This is a genomic window from Sphingorhabdus sp. (assembly GCF_046596595.1).
Taxonomy (GTDB): Bacteria; Pseudomonadota; Alphaproteobacteria; order Sphingomonadales; family Sphingomonadaceae; genus Sphingorhabdus_B.
In genome coordinates, this window is the sequence record NZ_JBKJMB010000033.1 from 1 (window position 1) to 3,389 (window position 3,389).

Sequence of the window (3,389 nt, forward strand, 5' to 3'; positions counted from 1 at the left end):
CAGCCCGCCTGCGATGACGCGTTCGGGCGCAGCTGCCTGAACCACGGTCGCGCAGCCGCGGCACGCATATTTGGGACGGCGGATCCGGATTACGCGCAACGTTGCCGGGACCCAGTCAAGCATCTCGGCTTGGCTCTCGCCGATTGGATGGAGAGTGCCGCCGCAATGCGCACAGCCACCTTCATCAATGTCGAGCAGCCGATCGCAGCGTTCCAGATGCTCGGGCAAAGCCTTGCGCCGTGCTACAGTCGGTTCGCCGATAAGTGGGGTTGGCTTGCTTTCGCAGATGCTGGCTATATCGGCATCAAGATCTTCAAGGCCAAGTGCCAGCTGGTCCGGATCAAGCCGTTCTGACCTGCGCCCATATTGCGTACGCTGGAGCTGCTTTATGATTTGGCGGAGCCTATCGATCTCCTCATCACGGTGCTCTATCAGGCCTGCGATATCGCGCACCAGGCGGTGTAAAAGCGCCATATCCTGGGGCAGATTATCGAGGTCGATCCGCATGGCTGCTTATACACTAAAACAGGCGCAACCCCAAGCTATTCTGCGGGGTTTACGCTATTTATCCAGCCCGTTCGGGACGCCATACCCGCTCTGGCGCGCGCCAGTCGATGCCCTCGATCAACAACGACAGTTGTGCCGGGCTCAACACCACCCTACCGCCGTGATCACCCAGCTGCGGCCAGATAAACCCGCCCTGATCAAGCCGTTTAGTGAACAGGCATAAGCCATTGCCATCCCAGAACATGATCTTGATCAGGTTTGCCCTTCGGCCACGGAACGCGAACAGCTGACCCGAGAAGGGATCCTGCAGCAGCATCTTCTCGACCAGCATCGCAAGCCCGTCCATCCCTTTGCGCATATCGGTATAGCCTACAGCGATATGCACCTTCATCCCTGACGGAAGCATCATCATGACGCGCCACCCTCAAGCACCGCAATAAGCGCACGGACCCTCTCGGGTTCCAGATCTTGCATAAACCGCACCCGCTGCCCGCCTGCCAGCTCGACCTCGATCTGTGGCACAGTGCGCTCCGCCATAGCCTGCCCGGTCAACCCGGTTCCGTCCAGTTCATCGCTAATGGTCACCGGCACGAACACTGGCTCTGCCACAGGCGCAAGTTCGCGCTTCCAGCGGAACAGCAACGGCTTGTCGATTCCGTAACGGCGCGCCACGGCCGATATCGAAGCACCTGGTGCCAGCGCCTCGGCAACGACCCGCTTCTTATCGCTCAACCTGAAGTTACGGCGCCCATCAGGAGCGGCCAGTGCCGTGGGAACATAGCCTGTTGAGACCGGCTCATTTTCCCTATTAGACATATGGCTAGACATATGTCTAAGCCCGCCACCGCGCCGCCAGAGCAAATTGGTCTTGACCACCATCTCTTCGTCCATGAACTGCGCCCGCCAGTTGCCGAACCGCTTCAACGGCAACCCATGCAGCTCGCAATATTCTCGCTGATTCAGATCGCTAGCCTGCCAACCCTCATGATGGCCGCGCCAAAAACTTTCCAGCTCGGCTCGTTTCTGCGTACTCACCCTTGCCATGATCCCGGTCTCCTTCGCACAAATCTATCTGCGAAAGAAAATCAGGCGCCCACAGCAAACATCAACCGTGCAACCACCGGACGCTTACTCTTTTGCAGATGTTTCCCTGTTAGGAGTTGATCAATTCCCTGTTACCCATCAATTAATTCCCTGTTCTTTTTCTAGGGAATTTTATTTGAAAGCATGGGTTTTCTGCGGCTTTCAGTGCGCTTTGCAAGCCAAATTACGATCAATAATTCAGATTTTCCCTGTTAATTCCCTGCTAGCAGGGAATTTTGCAGCGAGGATTATCGCACTTGGTTCTAGGCGCAACCAAAATCATCGAAACGCCCCGAGGTACGATTAAGCTAGAGGCCAGCCAACGGCGGGCGACTTAATCAGCGCCGAAATTGCCTGTTTGGGAAGTATTAGGGATGTTTCTACCAGCCGTTCTAAACGGCGAAATTTGGTGACCCCTACGGGAATCGAACCCGTGTTTCAGCCGTGAAAGGGCCGCGTCCTAACCGCTAGACGAAGGGGCCAATCGCTTGGCGAGCCGCGCCTTTACGGATTCGTTCTGCGCTCGTCAAGGCCAAGTTGGCGCTTATTCAGTCTGCAAATGCGATGTCGTCGACATGCAGCTCGGCTTTTGGCGTTGCGCCCCAGTCATCGGTCTTGGCCCGGCCTGCAAACCAGTAGCGGCGGCCACGATCGCCATGGAGCATAGTCTGGCCAAGCGCGGTCTCGCCCTGGCGAAATGCCATTGCCTTGAACGACTGCCCGTCATCGCCTGCGACAATTGCGCGTACATGATCTTTGCCCACTATGTCGCATTTGATGATCCGTAATGGCCCTGCGACAATACGTGGGCCGGGCCAGCCCATGCCATAGGGCCCGGCGGACTCCATCGCATCGACAAATAAAGGGTTGAGGCCGCGCGGCGCGACGATGGCGTCAATCAACAACGCCTTCGCGCCCGATGATTTGGCCACGTCTGCGGCCAGACGCGCATCCAGCCAGTCGGCAAGGGCGTCTATTTTGTCATGCGCAACCGTCAATCCTGCCGCCATGGCATGGCCGCCGCCTGCGACAAGCAACCCTGCTTCGCGCGCCGAAATGATTGCCGCGCCCAAATCAACGCCCGCAATCGACCGGCCCGACCCTTTGCCGACGCCATGTTCGTCGACCGCAATGACAATGGAGGGCTTGCCTGTCTTTTCCTTGATCCGGCCAGCGACAATGCCAATGACGCCCGGGTGCCAGCCTTCACCCGATAATAATGCGACCGCGCGGTTATGCTGTCCGGGAAGCAACGCTTCGGCCTGTTCCTGCACAATCGATTCAATCGCACGGCGCTCTTCGTTAAGCCGGTCAAGTTCCATCGCGATATCCTGCGCCTCGACCGCATCTTGCGTGGTCAGCAAGCGTACACCCAGGTCGGATTTGCCGACGCGGCCGCCTGCGTTGATGCGCGGTCCCAAGGCAAAGCCGAGGTCAGAGCAAATAGGTGCGCGAGTCAGGCGGCTTGCCTGAATAAGCGCGGACAGGCCGATGTTGCGGCGCGCCGCCATGACTTTCAACCCTTGTGCCACAAAGGCCCTGTTCAGGCCCCGCAGCTGCGCAACATCAGCCACGGTTCCCAGCGCCACAAGGTCAAGCAGCTCCATGATACTGGGTTCGGGCCGGGTGGCGAAAAAGCCCCGCCCACGAAGCGTCCGGATGAGCGCTGCGCCCAACAGGAACGCCACACCAACCGCCGCCAGATGCCCGTGGGAAGCCGCCTCATCGGTTTCGTCCAACCGGTTGGGGTTCACCAAGGCAAAGGCCTCAGGCAGCTCTGACGCGCATTTGTGATGGTC

The 3,389-nt window shown here is 58.5% G+C and carries 4 protein-coding genes and 1 tRNA gene; all 5 read right to left on the minus strand.

Translation table 11 applies throughout. The annotated features are described in order from the left end of the window. Positions 1 to 507: IS66 family transposase zinc-finger binding domain-containing protein (locus ACLL9E_RS02900; protein WP_411290241.1), on the minus strand; the 507-nt coding region annotated here is incomplete at its 3' end. Between the two features lie 58 nt (positions 508 to 565). Then, positions 566 to 919, minus strand: a complete 354-nt coding sequence (gene tnpB / locus ACLL9E_RS02905) for an IS66 family insertion sequence element accessory protein TnpB (RefSeq protein ID WP_411290242.1) — start codon at positions 917 to 919, stop codon at positions 566 to 568. Then, the gene (gene tnpA / locus ACLL9E_RS02910; protein WP_411290243.1) at positions 916 to 1,551 is read right to left on the minus strand and encodes an IS66-like element accessory protein TnpA; all 636 of its coding nucleotides are present in this window, start codon (positions 1,549 to 1,551) and stop codon (positions 916 to 918) included. Before tnpA ends, tnpB begins: the two co-directional genes overlap by 4 nt. A 446-nt stretch (positions 1,552 to 1,997) precedes the next feature. Next, positions 1,998 to 2,072, minus strand: a tRNA-Glu gene (locus ACLL9E_RS02915). Positions 2,073 to 2,138: 66 nt separating this feature from the next. Beyond that, the coding region (locus ACLL9E_RS02920) for a single-stranded-DNA-specific exonuclease RecJ (protein WP_411290244.1) at positions 2,139 to 3,389 on the minus strand (1,251 nt) is incomplete at its 5' end.

Excerpts from the sequence above, each read along its gene's own strand:
- tnpB (WP_411290242.1), bottom strand. The coding sequence starts at position 919 with ATGATGATGCTTCCGTCAGGGATGAAGGTGCATATCGCTGTAGGCTAT.
- tnpA (WP_411290243.1), bottom strand. The coding sequence starts at position 1,551 with ATGGCAAGGGTGAGTACGCAGAAACGAGCCGAGCTGGAAAGTTTTTGG.